This is a genomic window from Paenibacillus pabuli NBRC 13638 (assembly GCF_001514495.1).
Classification (GTDB): domain Bacteria; phylum Bacillota; class Bacilli; order Paenibacillales; family Paenibacillaceae; genus Paenibacillus; species Paenibacillus pabuli.
The window spans coordinates 158390-175933 of the sequence record NZ_BCNM01000002.1 but is presented as its reverse complement, the minus strand read 5'-3'; the positions used below and the strand labels follow the sequence as shown (position 1 = coordinate 175933).

General features: G+C 46.2%; 15 protein-coding genes. 13 read left to right on the top strand and 2 right to left on the bottom strand.

Annotation, left to right across the window (positions count from 1 at the left end):
- The first annotated feature begins 274 nt into the window (after positions 1-274).
- The 4 genes from PPA03S_RS04315 to PPA03S_RS04300 all read left to right on the top strand — a co-directional run bounded on the left by PPA03S_RS04315 (position 275) and on the right by PPA03S_RS04300 (position 4440).
- Positions 275-1813 carry an ABC transporter ATP-binding protein gene (locus tag PPA03S_RS04315; RefSeq protein ID WP_062320211.1) on the top strand — a complete coding sequence of 513 codons (1539 nt, stop codon included), beginning with the start codon at positions 275-277 and terminating at the stop codon, positions 1811-1813.
- On the top strand, positions 1806-2885 hold the full coding sequence (locus PPA03S_RS04310; protein WP_062320210.1) for an ABC transporter permease: 1080 nt from the start codon (positions 1806-1808) through the stop codon (positions 2883-2885). The genes PPA03S_RS04315 and PPA03S_RS04310 overlap by 8 nt, the downstream gene beginning before the upstream one ends.
- Positions 2886-3848 (top strand): ABC transporter permease, encoded by a 963-nt coding sequence (locus PPA03S_RS04305; protein ID WP_062320208.1) that lies wholly within the window; start codon positions 2886-2888, stop codon positions 3846-3848.
- 214 nt (positions 3849-4062) lie between these two features.
- Positions 4063-4440 (top strand): hypothetical protein, encoded by a 378-nt coding sequence (locus PPA03S_RS04300; protein WP_062320207.1) that lies wholly within the window; start codon positions 4063-4065, stop codon positions 4438-4440.
- 6 nt (positions 4441-4446) lie between these two features.
- Here the strand turns inward: PPA03S_RS04300 and PPA03S_RS04295 are convergent, their stop codons facing one another.
- Positions 4447-4890 carry a GNAT family N-acetyltransferase gene (locus PPA03S_RS04295; RefSeq protein WP_062320666.1) on the bottom strand — a complete coding sequence of 148 codons (444 nt, stop codon included), beginning with the start codon at positions 4888-4890 and terminating at the stop codon, positions 4447-4449.
- Positions 4891-5490: 600 nt separating this feature from the next.
- Between PPA03S_RS04295 and ilvB the strand changes: the two genes are divergently transcribed.
- The 4 genes from ilvB to PPA03S_RS04275 all read left to right on the top strand — a co-directional run bounded on the left by ilvB (position 5491) and on the right by PPA03S_RS04275 (position 10789).
- Positions 5491-7242, top strand: coding sequence for a biosynthetic-type acetolactate synthase large subunit (gene ilvB, locus PPA03S_RS04290; RefSeq protein ID WP_062320205.1), 1752 nt, complete (start codon positions 5491-5493; stop codon positions 7240-7242).
- Positions 7239-7721, top strand: a complete 483-nt coding sequence (gene ilvN / locus PPA03S_RS04285; protein WP_062320203.1) for an acetolactate synthase small subunit — start codon at positions 7239-7241, stop codon at positions 7719-7721. The genes ilvB and ilvN overlap by 4 nt, the downstream gene beginning before the upstream one ends.
- Positions 7722-8019: 298 nt before the next feature.
- Positions 8020-9012, top strand: coding sequence for a ketol-acid reductoisomerase (gene ilvC, locus PPA03S_RS04280; protein ID WP_024628318.1), 993 nt, complete (start codon positions 8020-8022; stop codon positions 9010-9012).
- Between the two features lie 235 nt (positions 9013-9247).
- Positions 9248-10789 carry a 2-isopropylmalate synthase gene (locus PPA03S_RS04275; protein WP_062320201.1) on the top strand — a complete coding sequence of 514 codons (1542 nt, stop codon included), beginning with the start codon at positions 9248-9250 and terminating at the stop codon, positions 10787-10789.
- Between the two features lie 222 nt (positions 10790-11011).
- Here the strand turns inward: PPA03S_RS04275 and PPA03S_RS04270 are convergent, their stop codons facing one another.
- Complete coding sequence (locus PPA03S_RS04270; RefSeq protein WP_062320199.1) at positions 11012-11992, bottom strand: aldo/keto reductase; 981 nt, start codon at positions 11990-11992, stop codon at positions 11012-11014.
- Positions 11993-12223: 231 nt separating this feature from the next.
- Here PPA03S_RS04270 and leuB point away from each other — a divergent pair, with 231 nt between their 5' ends.
- The 5 genes from leuB (at position 12224) to PPA03S_RS04245 (ending at position 17544) form a co-directional block, all read left to right on the top strand.
- Positions 12224-13309 carry a 3-isopropylmalate dehydrogenase gene (gene leuB, locus PPA03S_RS04265; RefSeq protein WP_062320197.1) on the top strand — a complete coding sequence of 362 codons (1086 nt, stop codon included), beginning with the start codon at positions 12224-12226 and terminating at the stop codon, positions 13307-13309.
- Between the two features lie 279 nt (positions 13310-13588).
- The gene (locus PPA03S_RS04260; RefSeq protein ID WP_062320195.1) at positions 13589-14128 is read left to right on the top strand and encodes a peroxiredoxin; all 540 of its coding nucleotides are present in this window, start codon (positions 13589-13591) and stop codon (positions 14126-14128) included.
- 358 nt (positions 14129-14486) lie between these two features.
- Complete coding sequence (locus tag PPA03S_RS04255) at positions 14487-14903, top strand: hypothetical protein (protein WP_062320193.1); 417 nt, start codon at positions 14487-14489, stop codon at positions 14901-14903.
- Between the two features lie 442 nt (positions 14904-15345).
- Entirely contained in the window at positions 15346-16449 is a 1104-nt protein-coding gene (locus tag PPA03S_RS04250; RefSeq protein WP_062320191.1) for an ATP-binding protein, read from the top strand.
- 126 nt (positions 16450-16575) lie between these two features.
- Entirely contained in the window at positions 16576-17544 is a 969-nt protein-coding gene (locus tag PPA03S_RS04245) for an AAA family ATPase (protein WP_062320189.1), read from the top strand.

The window sequence follows — 17544 nt, the reverse complement described above, 5'->3', positions numbered from 1 at the left end:
GACAGGAAAATTTGCTCAAGTCATCATAACAATTGTACAGGCTATGCAGTGCATGCTAGGGGATAACCCATAGCAAAAGAAAGAAGACTTCGTATCAATCCGGTAGGAGCTTTTCTTAAGATTATGGAATGCAGAAGTTTCCAGTGAAACTGAAGGATTCGATAATCCCAAGAAAAAGTACCGCTAAAATGCGGTCATCTTCCTTGAATAAACGTCGTTAGACGTTTTTCTTACGTTTGCGGAACCACACTATATCAGGTATAAGGGTGATTATATGGGTGCAGCAACCCCCGTCGTTGAGTTAAAACAAATCACGAAGCGTTTTCCAGGCATTGTTGCCAACGACGCTATCAGCCTTCAGCTTCGTAAAGGCGAGATCCATGCTCTACTGGGCGAAAACGGCGCTGGTAAGTCAACGTTGATGAACATTGTCTTTGGTCTCTATCAGCCGGATGAAGGTTCCATTGAAGTGAATGGCAAGCCTGTCATCATCGACAGCCCTAATAAAGCCATCGATCTTGGCATCGGCATGGTGCATCAGCACTTTAAGCTTGTACAGCCGTTCACGGTAACAGAGAACATTATTTTGGGATCTGAACCAAGGAAAGGTCTCAACATTAATTATAAAAAAGCCGCTGCTGAAGTGCAGCGTCTGTCTGAACAGTATGGACTAAAAGTGAACCCGCATGCCAAAATTCATGATATTTCCGTCGGAATGCAGCAACGTGTTGAGATTGTAAAGACGTTGTATCGTGGTGCGGACATTCTTATTTTTGACGAGCCTACAGCAGTATTGACTCCTCAGGAAATCAAAGAACTGATGATTATCATGAAAAAGCTGGTGGCCGAAGGCAAATCCATTATTCTAATCACACACAAACTGAAAGAGATCATGGAGATCTCCGATACGGTGACGATTATTCGTCGTGGTAAAGTGATTGATTCGGTTAAAACATCAGAAACGAATCCGAATGAGTTGGCAGAAAAAATGGTTGGACGTAATGTCACATTTAAGGTGGACAAAAAGCCGGCTACACCTGGAAACAACGTGTTGGAAGTCAGCAAATTGACTGCTAAAAATAAAGAGGGTATTTCAGTTCTGAACGAACTTAATCTGAATGTGCGTGCAGGAGAGATTGTAGGAATTGCAGGTGTCGATGGTAATGGACAGAGCGAACTGATTGAGGCTCTTACCGGACTGCGTAAAGTAGATAGCGGTTCGATTCGCCTTGAAGGCAAGGAGCTGTCCAATCATTCACCACGTCATATTTCGGAATTGGGGGTAGCCCACATTCCGGAAGACCGACACAAACACGGACTTGTTCTTGATTTTTCAGTGAGCGAAAATATTGTACTGGAATCATATTATAAAGCGCCTTATACCCGAAAAGGGTTCCTTAACTTCGATGCCATCAAAAAGCAGGCGAAGCGGCTTGTCGAGGCATTTGATGTACGTACACCTAGCATTGAGACAAAGGCCCGCTCTTTGTCCGGGGGGAACCAGCAAAAGGTCATTATTGCACGTGAGGTTGATAAAAATCCTGAACTGCTTATTGCTGCCCAGCCGACTCGTGGTCTGGACGTAGGAGCGATTGAGTTTGTTCAGAAGCAGTTGATTGCACAACGTGATCAGGGTAAAGCGGTTTTGCTGATCTCATTTGAGCTGGATGAAATTATCAACGTATCCGACCGAATTGCGGTCATTTATGAAGGACAGATCGTGGGCGAGGTGCTGCCGGAAGAAACCAATGACAGGGAGCTCGGCTTGATGATGGCGGGCAGCACCCAAAAGAGAGGTACTGTGCATGAGTAACGTATTAAAATGGTTTACCCGTGATTCATTTATATTACCTGTTGTAGCCATCATTATGGGTCTGATCCTGGGTGGTATTGTCATGCTGATCGGCGGATACAATCCGATTGAAGCTTATAGTGCGTTGTTTACAAAGGTTTTCGGAGACATGTACAACTTTGGTGAAGCCGTTCGTGAGATGACACCTTTGATCATGACTGGACTTGCTTTTGCATTTGCGTCACGTGCAGGGCTGTTCAATATCGGAGGAGAAGGACAATTTCTCGTCGGCATGACAGCGGCCACCTTTGTTGGGGTAAAGTTTGCAGGTCTGCCGATCTACATTCATGCTCCGCTGGCTTTGATCGCTGGTGCGGTATTTGGTGGTCTATGGGCAGCTATTGCCGGCTACCTGAAAGCAGCGCGTGGGGTAAACGAAGTTATCAGTAGTATCATGCTGAACTGGATTGGTCTGTACCTGGCCAACCTGATCGTGCGCCAATTCCTGCTGTTAAAAGGTGAAAATCGTTCGGTGGATATCAGTGATACCGCATCAATTAGTCTGACATGGCTTTCTGAGCTGATGGGTAACTCCCGTGTACACATGGGAACCTTGATTGCTCTTGTCATGGCTGTACTCTTTTATTTTTACATGTGGAAAACCAAACAAGGGTACGAGATTCGTGCCGTAGGATATAATCCGAATGCGGCAGAATATGCGGGTATGCATGTCAATCGCAATATCGTTAAAGCCATGTTTATCAGTGGTATGCTTGCAGGTCTTGGCGGTGCATTCCAGGTACTAGGGGTGTTCCAATATCAGACTGTTATGTCAGGCTCGCCAGGAACAGGTTTTGATGGAATCGCGGTTGCACTGATTGGTTTGAATCATCCGTTTGGTGTGTTGCTGGGCGCGGTGTTGTTCGGTACGCTCACTTATGGATCTGCGGGAATGAGCTTTGCTGCGGATGTACCGCCCGAGATTATTCGAATTGTGATCGGTTCGATTATCTTCTTCATTGCGGCACAAGGCATCGTGCGCTGGGTACTTAAACCGTTCTATTCCAAGCGCAAGAAAGAGAAGGTGTTGTAGATGGACTTGTTGACAATTGGGCAAATTATCAATACGACGCTTGTCTTTGCCACGGCATTGATTTTTGCATCCCTGGGCGGGATTTTTTCGGAAAAATCAGGTGTGACCAACCTTGGACTTGAAGGTTTTATGGTATTTGGTGCCTTTGCTGCGGGGATTGCTGCGCATTATGCACAAGAAGCTGGCATGGGTGGAACGACGTCTGCCTGGATGGGGGTTTTGTTCGCAGTCGTGCTGGGAGTAGTGGTTTCCCTGATCCATGCGGTAGCCTCCATTACGTTTAAGGCTGACCAAATTATAAGTGGTATCGTCATTAACTTCCTGGCAGCAGGAAGTACACTTTATCTGGTAAAACTGCTGTTTGAAGGATCAGGTGACTCACCATTGGTACAAGGATTCAGCAAGTTTGATGTGCCACTGTTAAAAGATATTCCTTTACTTGGGGAAGCTTTCTTCAAGAGTGTGTACCCGACGACATATCTGGCTATCTTGTTCGTCTTCCTGACGTATTACATTATGTACAAAACGCCATTCGGTCTTCGTCTTCGTTCCGTTGGTGAACATCCAAGTGCTGCCGATACCGTGGGTGTTAAAGTGCGACGTTACCGTTATGTTGCAGTAATGATCAGCGGTGCGCTAGCTGCCATTGGTGGAGCCGCAATTACGCTGACAACGACAGGCACATTCTCCCATAATACCGTTTCCGGTCAGGGTTATATTGCAATTGCAGCCATGATCTTTGGTAAATGGAATCCGATTGGTGCCTTTGGTGCGGCTGTATTCTTTGGATTCTCACAAGCCATTCGAAACTATGTACAGTTGTTTGAATGGTCTCAAAGTATTCCCCAGGAAATTATTTATATGCTGCCTTACCTGCTCACCATCATCGTACTCGTTGCGGCTGTTGGACGCTCTTCTGCTCCTTCTGCACTCGGCGAACCATATGATCCGGGGAAAAGGTAAAGACAGAAATCATGTGGTACCAATTATATTTTATAGCTTAAAAAGGTCTGCCTCGTGCAGGCCTTTTTTTTGATACATATAGCTATACAAACGACGAATCTTCTCTATTTACAAGAAGAAAGGCACCCATATTTTCATTTAGGGACAAAGAAACAGGCGAAGCCAGTCATGGACGAATACACTGTTCTGAACGATCCGAGGAGGAGGGGATAGTATGAAACAACATGTTACGCGTGATGAAGCGATAAAATTAATAGGCAAAAATATTGTCGCGATCAAAAAAGACGGTACTCGGGTGACGGGGAGACTGTTGAAAGTATCGGGCAATAAACTGGTGCTGAAACGTACTGTTGGCAAAAAAGTGCGAACCAAAGCGATTTTGCCATTGGTATTATTTGATTTACTCGCTGTCGCTACGCTGCCTTATGCCTACGGCCCTGGTCCTGGGTTCGGCCCAGGTGGTCCTGGATATGGCCCTGGGTATGGGCCTGGACCCAAACCGGGCCCAGGATATGGCCCTGGATTTGGTGGCGGATTTGGGCCAGGTCCTGGATATGGACCCTACGGACCACGACCACCAGGATTTTTCTAGGCCGCATTACAGCCTTTTTTCCAACTCATAACATCGGCTTAACATAATGTATCTAATGGTGATATATCCATTTTTCTGGTAAAATTGGAGTCCCTTTGCATTGCCTTCATCCACCATAACTTTGGATCTTTTGCAGCCTCGAGATGCAGCGAAGTTTTCGGCTCTGTGCAGCAAAGTCTGTCCGTATCGCTTTCGCTGTTCTTTGGTGGTAACAGCCATCATATCCACATAAAGCAGTTCACCATGCATGAGAAAATGGATGAATGCAACAGCTTCTTTGTCTGGCTCTGGTGAGACAACAAAGGTCATGCCCCTGTTCATTCGCAGGGGTATTTCTTTGCGTATTTTATTGATTTCAATTTCGCTCATATGAGATAAAGGAACAAGTTGAGAGTCAATCAGCCTCATAATGGCGGCATCATCCAGCTTGGAGTTGCGTTGCCGAATCACCATGGGAAGCCTCCTTTCAAGACCAGTCGTGCTGCTCGTATATCCTATGCTTGAGAGAAGTTAAAAGGTGACTGAATGAAGCGCAGAGATGGGGGGAACGGTAAAGGCTGGAGATGAAGGTTTAGGGACGTTCTGAATTTTTATACAAAAGGGGTATTGACTTATCGGTTAGAGGAATCATATAATGTTCCTAACATTTAACGAGAATATTTCATCGGCTATGAAGAGGACGAAGTTTTAAGGGCTCTTTTGCTCAGAGAGTGGCTGGAATTGCTGAAACCACCACCATTACCCCTTATATACGAGCTCACCTCGGAGCTGTTTTCCTGAAAAGCATTGGATGTCACTCCATTTGGTTATTAGGGAAAATCGTATGTCTGCGTTACAGACAACAGGTATGGAGAACGGCTATGTCGTTTGATCTATCGTTTTTTGTACCTGGTAAGGTCCGTTATTGCGAAATTTCGGACAAAGTTGGGTGGTACCACGGAAGCAATAACCTTTCGTCCCTCGCAAGCATGAACTTGTTTGCAGGGATGGAAGGTTTTTTTTGTAACTTTAAATGTCAGAATGATGTAAATTCCGAGAGGAGGATGACTAATGGGAGCTCAAATTCCAGAAGTACGATCGACAGATGAATTACGTGAAAAATGGATGAAGCCGGAGGTCATTAGCGGTTCCGAAATTCTGCTGAGAAGCTTGTTGCTGGAAGGTGTAGAGTGCGTTTTTGGTTACCCGGGCGGCGCAGTGTTGTACATTTACGATGCGATGTATGGTTTCGAGGACTTCAAGCATGTGTTAACCCGTCACGAACAAGGTGCCATCCATGCAGCTGATGGATATGCACGAGCTAGTGGAAAAGTCGGTGTTTGTATCGCTACCTCCGGACCAGGAGCAACCAATCTGGTTACCGGTATTGCAACGGCATATATGGATTCTGTACCACTCGTAGTCATTACAGGAAATGTTATTTCCAGCCTGATTGGCTCGGATGCTTTCCAGGAAGCAGACATTACCGGAATTACGATGCCAATTACCAAACACAGTTATCTGGTAAAAGACGTAAAGGATCTGCCACGTGTCATTCATGAGGCATTCCACATTGCCAATACGGGTCGTAAAGGTCCGGTACTGATCGATATTCCGAAGGATGTATCGGCTAACAAAACGTTGTTTGAACCGATGACTGAACCTGTTATATTGAGAGGGTATAACCCGCGGACTGTACCAAATAAACTTCAGGTGGATCGATTGGCTCAAGCTATTCAGGAAGCAGAACGTCCGATGATTCTAGCAGGCGGCGGCGTGGTTTACTCAGGTGGACATGAAGAACTGTTCGAATTCGTGGAGAAGACGGGTATCCCAATTACGACAACACTTCTCGGACTAGGGGCTTTCCCGAGTGGTCATGAATTGTGGACCGGGATGCCGGGTATGCACGGAACATACACTTCCAATCAGGCGATTCAAAAAGCAGATTTGCTGATCAACATTGGAGCGCGTTTCGATGATCGGGTAACAGGCAAGCTGGACGGGTTCGCTCCACATGCCAAAATTGTTCACATCGATATTGATCCGGCTGAAATTGGCAAAAACATTGCAACCGACATTCCAATCGTTGGTGATGTGAAGACGGTGCTCGAAATAGCGAACAAGGAAGTTCAGCGTGCAGAACGTGCAGATGCGTGGAGAGACCAGATCAAGCAGTGGAAACAAGAAAAACCTTACAGCTACACGGATTCAGATGAAGTGCTGAAACCACAATGGGTTATTGAAATGCTGAATGATACTACCAAAGGCGAAGCAATTGTGACTACAGACGTAGGACAGCACCAAATGTGGGCAGCACAATACTACAAATTCAATCAGCCGCGTTCATGGGTAACTTCTGGTGGACTTGGAACAATGGGCTTTGGATTCCCTTCTGCAATCGGTGCTCAGATGGCCAACCCGGACAGGCTCGTTATTTCCATTAACGGTGACGGCGGCATGCAGATGTGTTCTCAGGAACTCGCGATTTGTGCCATTAACAACATTCCGGTAAAAATTGTTATCATTAACAATCAGGTGCTTGGAATGGTGCGTCAGTGGCAAGAGATTATCTATGAGAATCGTTACAGCCATATCGATCTGGCAGGAAGTCCTGATTTTGTGAAACTTGCCGAAGCTTATGGAGTAAAAGGATTGCGTGCAACCAACAAGGAAGAAGCCGAGCGTGCATGGCAGGAAGCCCTGGATACTCCGGGACCGGTCGTTGTTGAATTCGTAGTACGCAAGGAAGAAAATGTGTATCCAATGGTTCCGCAAGGGGCGACAATCGATCAAATGCTGATGGGGGATGCTGAAGAATGATAAGACATACGATTTCGATATTGGTCAACGATCAGCCAGGCGTCCTTCAGCGGGTATCGGGGTTGTTCGGTCGACGAGGATTCAACATTGAGAGTATAACGGTAGGTCAATCCGAGGAACCAGGCTTGTCAAGGATGGTTATTGTGACGATTGGTGATGACAAAACGTTGGAACAGATTGAAAAGCAGTTGTACAAAATCATCGATGTCATCAAAGTGGTTGATTTCAGTCTGAAACCGATGGTAGCCCGTGAACTTGCGTTGATCAAGGTGAAGGCTGAGCCGTCGGAACGTCCTGAAATTCTCGGTGTAGTTGAGACTTTCCGTGCATCGGTTGTCGATGTCGGTCCAGGCAGCCTAATTGTACAGGCGGTCGGAGATACGGATAAAATTGATGCGATGATCGAATTGCTCAAGCCATACGGCATTCGCGAACTGTCACGTACAGGCGTAACTGCATTGGTTCGGGGCAACGCATAATTAATTATATTGAAAAATGCAGGGTCTGATCATCTTCTCAGGATAACTCAGTACGGTAGCTACAGAGAGCAGAATAGATGCTGTTAATCTTAAATGAAGTGCCAGTCCCGTATTAGCTGCAATTCGACATTTTAGCGATGTAACGCTTGACAATACAGCCACACCCCCGCATTAATGGGCGGGTGTCTGAATGGATCGGATCAGACCAGAGTCGCTAAAGCAAGAAAGCGTGCCGGTCCCTTGAGACACCCGCTCATTAATGAAGGGTTCTTTACAATACAAAGGAGGACTTATAAACATGCCAGTAACTACTTATTATGAACAGGATGCAGAGCTTAGCGTATTGAAAGGAAAAACGATCGCGGTAATCGGTTATGGTAGCCAGGGTCATGCCCAAGCCCAAAACCTGCGTGACAGCGGATTGAACGTAGTCATCGGACTTCGTGAAGGTAAATCTTTTGACACTGCAAAAAATGACGGATTTGAAGTTCTGTCCCCGGCTGAAGCAACTAGCCGTGCCGACGTTGTTCAAATTTTGCTGCCTGATGAAACACAAGCTTCTGTATACAAAAACGAAATCGAACCAAACCTAAAAAAAGGCGCTGCTTTGCTCTTCTCCCACGGTTTCAACGTTCATTTCGGTCAAATCGTTGCTCCAAAAGACAGCGATGTATTGCTGGTAGCTCCTAAGTCCCCTGGCCACATGGTACGTCGTACCTACGTGGAAGGTTTCGGTGTACCGGGCCTGATCGCAATCGAGCAAGATGCAACAGGTAAAGCAAAAGATATCGGTCTGGCTTACGCAAAAGGTATCGGCTGCACACGTGCAGGCGTTATCGAAACTTCCTTCCGCGAAGAAACAGAAACAGATCTGTTCGGTGAGCAAGCTGTTCTGTGTGGTGGTGTAAGTGCCCTGGTAAAAGCTGGATTTGAAACATTGACAGAAGCGGGTTACGCTCCTGAAATGGCATACTTCGAGTGTCTGCACGAATTGAAATTGATCGTTGACCTCATGTATGAAGGTGGACTTGCAAGTATGCGTGATTCCATCAGTAACACTGCTGAGTACGGTGACTATGTAACTGGACCTCGCGTGGTAACTGAAGATACGAAGAAAGCAATGAAAGAAGTCCTGACAGATATCCAACAAGGTAAATTTGCACGTGACTTCATCCTGGAAAACCAATCCGGACGTGCATTCCTGACAGCTACTCGTCGTAACGAAGCTGAACACCCAATCGAAGTGGTTGGCGGACAATTGCGTGAGATGATGCACTGGATCAAGAAGTAAGCATCGCCTTTTAGAGGTTATTCAAAAAGTCCCCAATTGATCACGAAGTAGCCCGCGAAGCGAACTCGACATCGAATCTTGCGTTCACCTTCTCGGTGCTGAATCGTTGACTTTTTGAACATGTATTTTAAGAGAACTTACAGCTTTAACCGGGAATAGCGGCCGTGCATATGCGTGTGCCGCTATTGCTGGTTTAGAAGAAAGCCATACATTACAAGTCTAGGAGGTGCGAGGCGTGCGTAAAATCTATGTATTTGACACAACGCTGCGTGATGGAGAGCAATCCCCGGGAGTCAATCTGAACACTCGTGAAAAGGTGGAAATTGCCCACCAGCTCGAACGGCTTGGTATTGACCGAATGGAAGCCGGTTTTCCGGCGGCATCTCCAGGCGATCTGGCGGCAGTCAATGCCGTTGCCAAAGCGGTCAAAAACGTTACCGTTATTGGTTTGTCCCGCTCAAGAGAGCAGGATATTGATGCGGTAAAAGAGGCGCTGAAGGGCGCTCAGGACCCGTGCATCCATATCTTTTTGGCAACTTCACCCATTCATCGTCATCACAAATTGCGCATGGATAAAGGCCAGGTTCTGAATACAGCACGTTCCGCAATTCGTTATGCGAAGAAAACTTTTTCGAAGATTGAATTCTCGTTGGAGGATGCAGGTCGCACGGAATATGATTTTCTCGTTGAGATGGTGAATATGGCTGTGGAAGAAGGCGCAGCCGTTGTGAATATCCCGGATACGGTGGGCTATCTGAGCCCATATGAGTACGGAAATATTTTTAAACATCTCAAAGAAAACGTAAACAACATTGATAAGGTGCAGCTGAGTGCACATTGTCATAATGACCTTGGGATGGCTACTGCCAACACACTCGCAGCGATCCTGAATGGAGCCGATCAAATTGAGGGCACCATTAACGGAATCGGTGAACGTGCTGGTAATACTGCCATTGAAGAGATTGCCATGGCACTGGAGACACGTCAGGAATTTTTCCAGGCGAAGACTTCGCTGCAACTGTCTGAAATTGCTCGGACCAGTCGTCTCGTGAGTCGTTTGACAGGTATGGTTGTGCCTGGGAATAAAGCGATTGTTGGTGCGAATGCGTTTGCACACGAATCCGGAATTCACCAGGATGGCATGCTGAAGGAGAAAACAACCTACGAAATTATGACGCCAGAGACCATCGGTCTGAAGGAAAGCAAGCTCGTACTGGGTAAACACTCGGGACGTCATGCATTCCGTGAGCGCTTGATTGAGCTCGGTTATGAACTGGAAGATGAAGCATTGAACCGTGCTTTTGCCCAGTTCAAAGATCTGGCTGACAAGAAAAAAGAAGTGACAGATGAAGATTTGCTGGCGGTCATCGAAGAGAAATTGCAGGATGCGCCAGAGGTATTCAAGCTGGAATCCATCTTTGTGACGTATGGTGATGAATCCATTCCAACGGCTAAAGTTCGTATTGCTACACTTGATGGTGATACGGTGGAACAACAAGCAGAAGGAAACGGATCGGTAGATGCCATTTACAATGCGATTGACCAAGTGAGCGGGGAAGAGGTAACGTTATCCGACTATTCGATCAAATCGGTTACGCATGGTAAGGATGCATTGGGTGAGGTACACGTCGTACTTACCCAAAACCAAATATCTGTACAAGGACGTGGCGTTAGCACCGATATTCTGGGTGCCAGTGCACGTGCTTATGTCGATGGATTGAACAAGTTAATTGAAAAACGCAAGACGTATACAAATCGTGTTAATGTCAACCTGTAACACCCATTTGCAGCAAGCATAATTCTTCATTGGACTGTTTTGGTGCTGAACGCAGATGGTGAGATGGAGTTCAGCCACCGTGCATTGCAGTTCAGTGAGGTACATAAAAAGTCTGACCCACAAATCTCTGGAGGGTCAGACTTTTTTGCTGTTACTTGATAGGATAAACGGAAAATCAATATAGTTCATTAAAAGGACATAATCGGTTAAGCTTTTTTACGTTTACCAAGCGTATGCGTTCGGAGCTTGTCCTCCTGGTCCCGGGAAGATTTCATCCAGACGTTTGAGGACCGATTCATCCAAAGTGACATCCAGACATTTAAGCGCAGTTTCAAACTGTTCCAGCGTACGCGGCCCGATAATCGGTGCGGTAACTGCCGGATTGGCGGCAACCCAGGCCAAAGCGACAGTATCTTGCGGTTCACCGAGTTCACGGCAGAGTGCTGCGAACTGTTCCAGCTGAGTTTGATGGGACTCGATTCGCTCAGCAATGCCCCCACTGCGTGTACCTTCCAGCTTCTGGAGTGCATTGCGTCCCAGTAACCCACCGTCAAGTGGACTCCAGGGAATAACACCAAGACCTAGTTCTTTCGCTGCGGGCAATACTTCGAGTTCAGGCAAACGGCAGTTGAGGCTGTACTTATGCTGCTCGGACACAAGGCCGAGGAAATGGCGGTTCTTGGCTTCGCTTTGGGCAACGGCAATCTGCCAACCGGCAAAGTTACTCGAACCTACATAACCAATTTTGCCCTGATGGACAGCGTTCTCGAACGCACCCCAGAGCTCGTCCCATGAGATGGCGGGATCCACATGGTGCATCTGGTACAGTTCAATATGATCGGTTTGCAGACGGCGGAGGGAACCCTCCAGATGGCGTCTGATTTTGTAGGCGGAGAGACCTGCATCGTTGTTTGGACCGTCTGTATCGTCATGCATCGATCCATAGACTTTGGTGGCGAGCACGACTTTTTCACGTCTGCCGCCGCCCTGTTTAAACCAGCGTCCAATGATCTCCTCGGTGAGACCTGAATTTTCGCCCCAGCCGTAAATGTTAGCGGTATCAAAAAAATTCACACCGGCATCGAGTGCTGCATCCATGATCCGGAATGCTTCCTTTTCGTCTGTAGCAGGACCAAAGTTCATCGTGCCGAGACAGATCCGGCTGACTTTAAGACCTGACTTTCCCAAGTACGTGTATTGCATGATTGCAATCCCTCCTGAGTTACCTGAATTTGTCTACAGGCTTCATTTTAACCCAGTCAAAGGTACTAAACAACTAATCTAATTTCAGCTTATAGGCAAAAACTATTAAAGTCATAGATTGTATATCTTGGTCAAATCACCTTCGAATATGATACAAAAGAGAGAGTTAAAAATGACACGTTAATATTGATGTGAATAACCGAATGAATGCATATAAGGAGTGGACAACCCATGGCAGATGTAAAAAAAATTGCAGTAATTGCAGGCGACGGAATTGGTCCTGAAGTTGTAGCTGAGGCAGAGAAAGTTCTCAAGCGTACGGAGGACGTGTTCGGATACCGTTTTGAGACAGAGCATGCGCTGTTCGGCGGAATCGCGATTGATGAGAAGGGTACACCTCTTCCTGAAGAAACGCTGACGGTATGTAAAAGTGCAGATGCGGTCCTGCTTGGAGCCGTTGGCGGTCCTAAATGGGACAACAACAGCAAGGAATTACGTCCAGAAACGGGCCTACTGGGCATTCGCAAAGCGCTCGGATTGTTCTCCAACCTTCGTCCAGCTGTAGTATTTGACTGCTTGAAGGATGCTTCAACTCTGAAGCCTGAAGTACTTGAAGGTACAGATCTGATGGTGGTACGTGAGTTGACAGGTGGTATCTACTTCGGAGAGAAGTTCAGACGTGAAAGTGCACAGGGCGAAGAGGCAGTAGATACGTGTGCATATAATGTTACAGAAGTGGAGCGGATCGTTCGTCAGGCATTCGAAATTGCGCAAGGACGTCGCAAAAAGCTAGCTTCTGTAGACAAAGCCAACGTATTGGAAACGTCCCGTCTCTGGCGCGAGGTTGTAAACCGGGTAGCACCGGATTATCCGGATGTTGAACTGGAGCATGTGCTTGTGGACAACTGCGCGATGCAATTGCTGCGTCGTCCGTCCAGCTTCGATGTCATCGTAACGGAAAACATGTTCGGAGATATCTTGAGTGATGAAGCAGCGATGCTGACTGGTTCCATCGGTATGCTCGCATCTGCATCATTGGGAGAGGGCAGCTTCGGACTCTATGAGCCGGTACACGGTTCTGCGCCGGATATTGCAGGTCAAGGATTAGCTAATCCGATTGCAACGATTCTCTCGCTGGCGCTGATGTTCCGTACAACCTTTGGTTATGCAGAAGGTGCGGATGCCATTGAAGCTGCTGTGTCTGATGTGTTGAACGCAGGACACCGGACGAGTGATATTGCTGTAGACAAGAGTACAGCAATCAGCACAACCGAAATGGGCGATTTGATCGTCGCAGCAATTCGTAAACAGGCGTAACTATATTACCCACAACATGGCAGCCCTTTGTTTCCAATTATGGAATGTACAGAGGGCTGTTCCTTTATGATTTTTGCCACGAAAAATCCTTATTTATAATCATTATAAAAAAACAACGATTATAATCTTGACTTTGATAAGTCCGGATGATAACATTTTACTTGTACTTGTTATCAAGTACCAAACCATTTTAATTACAGGAAAAGCGTTCGCGTTTTTCTTGATGATGAGCATTTCAAATGGAGTGCTTACATAATACCAAAGGAGGAATTTTTAATTATGGCAGAACGTTTGGTTGGTAGACCCGCACCGGATTTTGCAATGGAAACAGTATCGGGAGATGGACAAGACTTTGGGTCCGTAAAACTGTCCGATTATCGTGGCAAATGGCTCGTATTTTTCTTTTATCCTTTGGACTTCACTTTTGTGTGCCCAACAGAAATCACAGCTTTGAGTGATGCTTCGGAGCAATTCAAAGCTTTGGATACAGAAATTCTTGGCGTGAGCGTGGACTCCGTACACAGCCACAAAGCTTGGATCAACACTCCAAAAGATAGCAATGGCCTGGGTCAACTGAACTTCCCACTGGCTTCCGACATCACGAAACAAGTTGCTAAAGATTATGGCGTTCTGATTGAAGAAGAAGGCGTTGCACTGCGCGGCTTGTTCATCATCGATCCAGAAGGCGAATTGAAATACCAAGTGGTTAACCACAACGATGTAGGCCGTAGTGTTGAAGAAACACTTCGTGTACTGCAAGCACTGCAATCCGGCGGATTGTGTGCAATGAACTGGAAACCAGGCGACAGCAACCTGTAAGCCTGATTGAACTTGAACGTTTATGGTTCAAGCCCTCATCCCTTCTGGGATTGAGGGCTTTTTTCACCCTTTTGTCCGAATATAAGCCCTTAAGAAAGAAAAGTGTTTAAACAGGGATACAAAGGTGGTAATGATGTATTAGAAGTAAGCTCTCATTTTATTCTTTGGAAAGAGGAATCGAAGGGCTTTAAGGCGAATAGGGTATGGAAACCCGGGAATTATTCCGGTGCTCTGCAATTATAATTAGTACAAGAATGTGATACACTATGGAACTATTCCTTTTTCGGAAGTGCTTGAAGTGTACGGGCGTGCATGTCCAATAAAAAGTCCCGGCACGTTATAAGGAGGGTGAACAAAAATGAGTTACTGTTGTGGGGCAAGTATGGTGGGAACAAAGGGCACGCTGAAGCATTACCGCACCCAGGTTCATAATGTTCCCCTGCTGTTTTGTCCGGTATGTCACCGGGTGGAAGTGCATTATAAAGTGGAAAATGAATATGAAATTTTGGCCGAATATGCGCATGGAGATGGTGCGTCGGAGATTGATTTCCAAGATTACGTGACAGAGGATGAAGATGCGATTTTTGAAAATTGCGTGAATCGTGAAAGCGAGGAAGGAATGGTCATTGTACAGCGCCAGATCGACATGTCTCTGGATCTACTCCGGCTTGCCAAGGAAATGAAGGATGAGAAATGGGAAAGCGAACTCAAGCGCCGATTAGCCGTGATGAGTCAGCGGCGACTCAAAATTCAGCATAACAAGAGTGGGCTATAGATTGAATTGAAGAATTTAAAATTTAAACTTATACGAACGAAGCTGATTCGCAATCGAGCGAAAAGGCTTCGTTTTTGTTTTGAGTGGAAACTAATTCGCGGTTTTTTTTAAAATAATTTCCATTCGACACTTTCTCCGATTGACTCTCTTCTATAAACTTGTCTATGATAAAAACAGACTTGCAAAAGAGGCGGAGCAAAATTGTTCGTGTTTGGGAATAGGAGAAGGTTAGAATGGAACAAACGTATATTGTTTTCCGGATCAACTGTTGGTTACCGGGAATAAACCAGCTTGGGTTCCGGACATGCCATCCATATTTTCGGCTCAGCCCCCTAACGAAAGGGCACCGGTAATGAACAATAAAATCGGCCCTTCCTGTTTCTGTGATGATATGATGTCCGAATGGCAAGTTTATCATTTACGTGAAAAGGAGGAACCTGACATGATTAGTGAATTTCAGGATACAGTGCCTCGACCAACGAATGGATTCCCGCCTATACATCTGGATAACAACAAGTATGAGAATGTCCTGGAACATCTGGATAGCGGTATTATGTTGTTTGACAGTCACGGTGTATTGACGTTTATTAACGTTCAGATGGCAAAATTGTTGGAGCTTCCAAGAAGTCTGTTGAGCGGCTGCACCCTGATGCAAATGCTGCATCATCCACAGATGAGCCGATTCAAGAAAAAGAAAATTTTACGTATCTATCGGGAAACTATCTTTCATCGTAAGCGCTATCATGAGCTGATTGATGAGTATGGCAGGCATTGGCTGGTTACAGTAACGTATGGGGATCAGATGGATGGAGACTTTCTGTTCAGTGTTAAGGACGTCTCCGATTATAAACAAATTGAGCAGACCGCTTATCAGAATGACAAACTTGCAATGTTGGGGCGGATTTCGGCATCCATTGCCCATGAGATTCGCAATCCTTTGACGGCTATTCGTGGATTCATCCAGCTGCTTCGGCCTCATTTGCTGCAATTGGGAAAAGACGAGTACGCTCGAATCATACTGACGGAGATTGACAGGGCGAATGATATTATCTACGAATTTCTGAATTCCTCCAAGCCGTCAGCCCCGCAGAAGACCATTATGTCAGTTAACTCTTTGCTCAAAGAGGTGGTCTTGCTGACAGAAAGCGAAGGGTTAATGAAGGGATGCGAGATCATCTTAGATGAAGCAGAAGTCCCGTTAAATGTGTCTATTGATGTCAAACAGATTAAGCAGGTTATTTTGAATATGGTGAAAAATGCGATGGATGCCATAGAGGATGTCGGAGAAGAACATGCAGGTCTGATTCGAGTCTCTATGGAAACCGAGAACAAGTATGTGCAGATTTCGATAGCGGACAATGGGCAGGGAATGGACCACAATACACTTGTACGACTGTTTGATCCATTCTTTACCACCAAAGAGAGCGGAACGGGGCTGGGACTTTCGGTGAGTTACCGGATTATCAAAAATCATGGAGGTACCATCTCTGTGGATAGCAAAAAAGGAGAGGGCACCCGTTTCATGATCATGCTCCCTCTGGTGTAATGACAAGAGCAATGGAACAGGAATTGGCTAACTGCCGGTTCCTGTTGTTTTTTATTGAAACGATTAGGGTTATAGTTAGAATGAATGCGAATACATAAGCTTTATTTTACGGGAGGATGGACTGATATGGATATCCAGGGAATGGAACAAATGAACAAACAGCTAATGAACCATGTTGGAAAGATCATTGTGGGGAAAGACCATACGATTGAGTTGGTGATGACAGCTATCATTGCATCAGGGCATGTCCTGCTGGAGGATGTACCCGGTACGGGGAAAACCATGCTGGCAAAATCAGTAGCTTCTTCACTGGACTGCACCTTTCAGCGTATTCAGTTCACACCGGATCTGTTGCCGTCCGACTTGACGGGTATTCATTTCTTCAATCAAAAAGAAGGTGATTTTGAATTCAGACCCGGCCCTCTCTTTGCCAACCTTGTCCTTGCAGACGAAATAAACCGGGCTACACCGCGTACTCAATCCAGCTTGCTGGAGTGTATGGAAGAGCGCCAGATCAGCATTGATGGCTCCACAAGACAACTGGAGCGTCCATTTATCGTCATTGCCACACAAAACCCGATAGATAATCAAGGGACCTTTCCGTTACCCGAAGCACAAATGGATCGGTTTATGATGAAGATCCGAATGGGTTACCCAAACAGTGAAGAGAGTGTAGAAATTTTGAGACGGACGGTAGCGCGTCGTTCTGTCACCGACCTGTCTGCGATCATTAGTCGTGAGCAATTGCTTGAGGCACAGAGCGCGTATACATCGGTTCAAATCGACGAAGATCTGTTGCGATATATTATCCGTCTGACAGAAGCTACCAGACAGCATGCCGAGTTGTCACTGGGCGTAAGTCCACGAGGGGCTCAGGCGCTGCTTAAGGCGAGTCAGGCCTGGGCTGCATTACATGGCAGAGATTTCGTTCTGCCTGATGATATTAAAATATTGGCGGTGCCCGTGCTAGCCCATCGACTTGTATTCCGTAACCGGGTAAGGCAGCAAGAGGGCTTGGCGGAACGCATCATTCAGGAGCTTTTGACTCAGACGGACGTGCCGACAGAAAATCTTGCTGCAGGCAGCGGGCGATAG

Bases quoted from the DNA above. Each gene is read 5' to 3' on its own strand.
- PPA03S_RS04315 (WP_062320211.1), top strand. From the start codon at position 275: ATGGGTGCAGCAACCCCCGTCGTTGAGTTAAAACAAATCACGAAGCGT.
- PPA03S_RS04310 (WP_062320210.1), top strand. From the start codon at position 1,806: ATGAGTAACGTATTAAAATGGTTTACCCGTGATTCATTTATATTACCT.
- PPA03S_RS04305 (WP_062320208.1), top strand. From the start codon at position 2,886: ATGGACTTGTTGACAATTGGGCAAATTATCAATACGACGCTTGTCTTT.
- PPA03S_RS04300 (WP_062320207.1), top strand. From the start codon at position 4,063: ATGAAACAACATGTTACGCGTGATGAAGCGATAAAATTAATAGGCAAA.
- ilvB (WP_062320205.1), top strand. From the start codon at position 5,491: ATGGGAGCTCAAATTCCAGAAGTACGATCGACAGATGAATTACGTGAA.
- ilvN (WP_062320203.1), top strand. From the start codon at position 7,239: ATGATAAGACATACGATTTCGATATTGGTCAACGATCAGCCAGGCGTC.
- ilvC (WP_024628318.1), top strand. From the start codon at position 8,020: ATGCCAGTAACTACTTATTATGAACAGGATGCAGAGCTTAGCGTATTG.
- PPA03S_RS04270 (WP_062320199.1), bottom strand. From the start codon at position 11,992: ATGCAATACACGTACTTGGGAAAGTCAGGTCTTAAAGTCAGCCGGATC.
- leuB (WP_062320197.1), top strand. From the start codon at position 12,224: ATGGCAGATGTAAAAAAAATTGCAGTAATTGCAGGCGACGGAATTGGT.
- PPA03S_RS04260 (WP_062320195.1), top strand. From the start codon at position 13,589: ATGGCAGAACGTTTGGTTGGTAGACCCGCACCGGATTTTGCAATGGAA.
- PPA03S_RS04255 (WP_062320193.1), top strand. From the start codon at position 14,487: ATGAGTTACTGTTGTGGGGCAAGTATGGTGGGAACAAAGGGCACGCTG.
- PPA03S_RS04250 (WP_062320191.1), top strand. From the start codon at position 15,346: ATGATTAGTGAATTTCAGGATACAGTGCCTCGACCAACGAATGGATTC.
- PPA03S_RS04245 (WP_062320189.1), top strand. From the start codon at position 16,576: ATGGATATCCAGGGAATGGAACAAATGAACAAACAGCTAATGAACCAT.